Source organism: Pseudomonas sp. TWI929, assembly GCF_039673335.1.
In the GTDB taxonomy this organism is placed as follows: domain Bacteria; phylum Pseudomonadota; class Gammaproteobacteria; order Pseudomonadales; family Pseudomonadaceae; genus Aquipseudomonas.
This window is the reverse complement of record NZ_JBDJLK010000163.1, coordinates 1-3,556: the sequence shown is the minus strand read 5'-3', so window position 1 is coordinate 3,556 and position 3,556 is coordinate 1. Positions and strand designations below refer to the sequence as shown.

Genomic DNA, 3,556 nt, shown 5'->3' with positions numbered 1-3,556 from the left:
GGGCTGCGCAGCGGCCCCAGGATCTTGGGGTCAACGCTGATATCGCTGGGGCCGCTGTGCGGCCCTTTCGCGACACAAGGCCGCTCCCACAAATGGGGGACCGCGCTACTTTGGTCAGGCAGGTAGCGGCTGGGTAAGGCTCGCCAGAAATGCCGCAATCTGCCGCCCACCGCGCAAATGCACCACTGGCACTTGTGGCCCGACGTCCTGGCGGTTCGCTTCGATCCCTGGCCGATACCCCTGGTCAAACGTCCACACAAACTTCAGGAACTCCAGAAACGCCCGGTCCAGCCGCTCCTTGCACCCCGCCGGCATGTCCGGCCGTGGCCGTTTCAGCACGCTGCGCATAATCACCCGTTTCAGGCAGGTCAGCCGTGGCGTATCCAGCCAGATCACCAGGTCCGCCCGCGGCAAGCGCAAGTCGAACGTGCGCCGGGAATAGTTGCCCTCGCACACCCAGGCTTCCCCGGCCACCGCATCACGTACCCGTGTGCGGAAGGTTTCGGCATCTGGCTCTACCCAGCCGGCCTCCCAGAACAAGGTGTCGAGGTGCACCACCGGAGTGCCCAGACGTTCGCCGATCTGTCGGGCCAGGGTCGATTTGCCACTGCCAGCGTTGCCCAGAATCACGATGCGTTGCATGGCCAAGTCCTTTTGGAAAACCGGCCATGCTAATTCATCCCGCCGGTTCAAGACAGCCATCACGGCCAATGTGATAGCGCTGCAGGTCCTGCGCCAGGAGCAACTGGCCGCTGTAGTGGGCCAGCGCTTCGGCACGCACATCGTTGATGCTCGGGCTGCGCCGTGGGTCGTTCTGGTAGCGGGCACTGAAGTGCGTCAGTACCAGGTTGCGCACACCTGCAGCTTCGGCAAAGCGCGCCACCGCAGCTGCGGTGCTGTGGCCGAAGGTAACCCCGCTGCGCTCGACCACCGCCTGGGTGAAGGTGGCTTCGTGTACCAGCACATCCGCGCCTTTGGCGGCGCCAGCCAGCAGTTCGGGGTTGTCGTTGTCCCCGCACACGATAACCCGCCGTGGTGGGCGCGAGGGGCGCAGGTAGTCGATGCCGTTCAGCAACCGCCCGCCATGCTGCACCGCCAGGCCCTTGGCCAGGTCGCCCCACAGCGGGCCGCGCGGTATGCCTTCGGCTTCCAGGCGCGGGATGTCCAGGCGCGGTTCGGGGTTGCGTTCGGTGAACACGAAGCCCACGCTCGGCACCCGGTGTGACAGCTGCACGGTGCTCACCTGCAGGGCGTCGCTGTGCCATTGCACCAGGTCTTCCACGGCCAGCAGGCGCAGCTCGAACGGCAGGAAGGTGTCGCTGGCCACCAGGCCCTGGCGTACCCAGCCGTGCAGCGCGGCGGGCAGGATAAGCTCCAGCGGTTGGGTGCGCCCGCTCATGCCGGCGCTGGCCAGCAGACCGGGCAGGCCGAAGCAATGGTCGCCATGCACGTGGGTGATGAAAATCGCCCGCAGGTCGCGGATCGACAGTGGCGTATGCAGCAGCTGGTGCTGGGTGCCTTCGCCGCAGTCGACCAGGTACCAGTGGCTGCCACTGGATTCGATCACGGCGGTGGCGCTGACATTGCGTGCCTTGGTCGGCACGCCGGCGGAGGTGCCCAGAAACAGCAGGTCCATGGTTAGGTTCCTTGTTTCAGCCCAGCAGCGACAGGTCGCGCAGCAATGCCTGCAGCCCTTGCGGCACCAGTGGGCCAATGCGCGCGAAATCGGCGCTGTCGCACCAGCGGGCGCGGAACGGGCTGCCGTTGGACTCATGGCCGTCCAGCCAGTCTTGCTGGTACAGGCTGGCATCGGCGAAGCGCGCGTCGTACACCTGCACAATCTCATGCCCGGCCTTCCCGGCATAGCTGAACAGGCTCTCCAAGGTACCAAGCAGGCGCACATCGCTGATCGGTTGGCCCAGTTCTTCGTCGATTTCCCGGGCGATGGCGTCGCGGCCCAGTTCACCGAACTCGATACCGCCACCCAGCGGGCGGCACAGTGTCTGGCCGGTGGCCGGGTCGTCGAACACGTTGACCAAAATCTTGCCCTGGTGATGGAACACGCACAGGGCGAGAAAACGGATACGCGGTGCTGGCAGTGGCTGAGTACTCAACGGGCTCGTTCCTTCGAGGCGAAAAAGGGCGCACACCTTAGCCTGATTGCCGCATGCCGTCGATGGCCCGCTACTCGGCCTGCCGCCAGATCAGCTTGCTGGTGTCGTAGCCTTGTTCGCGGGCAATCGTCAGCAGCTGTTCGCGCTGCTGGCCGGTGACCGCAGGCGTGCGCGAAAGCAACCACAGGTACTCGCGGTTGGGGTGGCCGACCAAGGCCACGCGGTAGTCCTTGTCGTGGTACAGCACCCAGTACTCACCCTTGGTCAGGTCAGGCGCGAGGCGGCTGAACCAGTTGTCGAAGCGCACCCACAGCTTGTCGGTGCTGCCCGCTTGCTGGGCTTCGGCGATGCCCTTGGCTTCATTCCACTGGCCGCCCTTCTCCTGGCAGCGGTTGGTCACGTCGATGCGGCCATCTGTGCGCAGGCCATAGTGCGCCTCGGACTGTGCGCAGTTGCGCTGGAAAAACATCGGCAGCCGTGCCAGTTCGTACCAGGTGCCCTGGTAGCGTTGCAGGTCCACCTGCTGGGTGCGTGGCGGCGTCGGGTGATCGTTGCCGGCGCAGCCGAGCAGGGCCAGGGTCATGCAGGAAAATAGCAGCGTGGTGCGCAGCGCCATGGTCGACCTCCTTGAAGCGGATGGGGCTTACCTGTGATTCGATGCCGGCACGGGGCAAAAGTTGTACGCGGTTACGCCTCGTCGAACGAACCGGTCTGCACCTGGCCTGCGCGCACGTAACGGGCGATGACCACGCCCTTGGGCGAAACCTGCGAGTGTTGCAGGGTGAAGGCCGCCGCTGCATCGTTGCCGAACAGGCGCTTACCGGGGCCGAGCAGCAGTGGGTGGATCAGCAGTAGCAGTTCATCGACCAGGTCTGCCGCCAGCAGTTGCTGCACCAGTTCGGCGCTGCCCTGGGTCAGCAGGTTGGCGCCCGCCTGCTGCTTCAGTGTACGCACTGCTGCGCAGATGTCCGCGCCCAGAGCGTGGCTGTTGTGCCAGTCGAGGGTAGCGGGGGTGTGAGTGGCCACGTGCTTGGGCACGCTGTTGAACAGGTTGGCGATAGAGAAGTCTTCCGAGCTGTCTTTTATCTTTGGCCAGTAGCCGGCAAAGATGTCGTAGGTACGCCGGCCCAGCAGCAGCTCGAAGGGTTGGCTGAACAGCGCTTGCATGGCCTGGCCGAACACTTCCTCGGCATAGGGCACGATCCAGCCGCCATAGGTGAAGCCGCCGCTGGTGTCTTCCTGCGGGCCGCCGGGGGCCTGCATGACGCCGTCGAGGCTGATGAACGCGGCTACGATGAGTTTGCGCATGGGGACTCTCCTGATGGCAGCCGGGGTGGCTGTGGGCATGGGATAGTCGAATGGCAGCGGGCAGAATCGACACAGGTCTCGAAAGAGGTACAGTACTTCTGAAGGAGCGGCCTTGTGTCGCGAAAGGGCTGCGC

General features: G+C 65.0%; 5 protein-coding genes. All 5 read right to left on the bottom strand.

Annotated features, from left to right (window positions below):
- Positions 1-114: 114 nt before the first annotated feature.
- Positions 115-642: an AAA family ATPase gene (locus ABE456_RS28305; protein ID WP_346646876.1), complete on the bottom strand. Its 528-nt coding sequence runs from the start codon at positions 640-642 to the stop codon at positions 115-117.
- Positions 643-676: 34 nt separating this feature from the next.
- Positions 677-1,636 (bottom strand): ribonuclease Z, encoded by a 960-nt coding sequence (locus ABE456_RS28300; protein WP_346646875.1) that lies wholly within the window; start codon positions 1,634-1,636, stop codon positions 677-679.
- A gap of 16 nt (positions 1,637-1,652) precedes the next feature.
- Positions 1,653-2,099 (bottom strand): NUDIX hydrolase, encoded by a 447-nt coding sequence (locus ABE456_RS28295; RefSeq protein ID WP_346646877.1) that lies wholly within the window; start codon positions 2,097-2,099, stop codon positions 1,653-1,655.
- Between the two features lie 85 nt (positions 2,100-2,184).
- Entirely contained in the window at positions 2,185-2,730 is a 546-nt protein-coding gene (locus ABE456_RS28290) for a lipocalin family protein (protein WP_346646874.1), read from the bottom strand.
- A gap of 71 nt (positions 2,731-2,801) precedes the next feature.
- Entirely contained in the window at positions 2,802-3,422 is a 621-nt protein-coding gene (locus tag ABE456_RS28285; protein ID WP_346646873.1) for a dihydrofolate reductase family protein, read from the bottom strand.
- Positions 3,423-3,556: the final 134 nt, after the last annotated feature.

Coding starts and splice junctions, on each gene's coding strand:
- ABE456_RS28300 (WP_346646875.1), bottom strand. CDS start 1,636: ATGGACCTGCTGTTTCTGGGCACCTCCGCCGGCGTGCCGACCAAGGCA.
- ABE456_RS28285 (WP_346646873.1), bottom strand. CDS start 3,422: ATGCGCAAACTCATCGTAGCCGCGTTCATCAGCCTCGACGGCGTCATG.
- ABE456_RS28305 (WP_346646876.1), bottom strand. CDS start 642: ATGCAACGCATCGTGATTCTGGGCAACGCTGGCAGTGGCAAATCGACC.
- ABE456_RS28290 (WP_346646874.1), bottom strand. CDS start 2,730: ATGGCGCTGCGCACCACGCTGCTATTTTCCTGCATGACCCTGGCCCTG.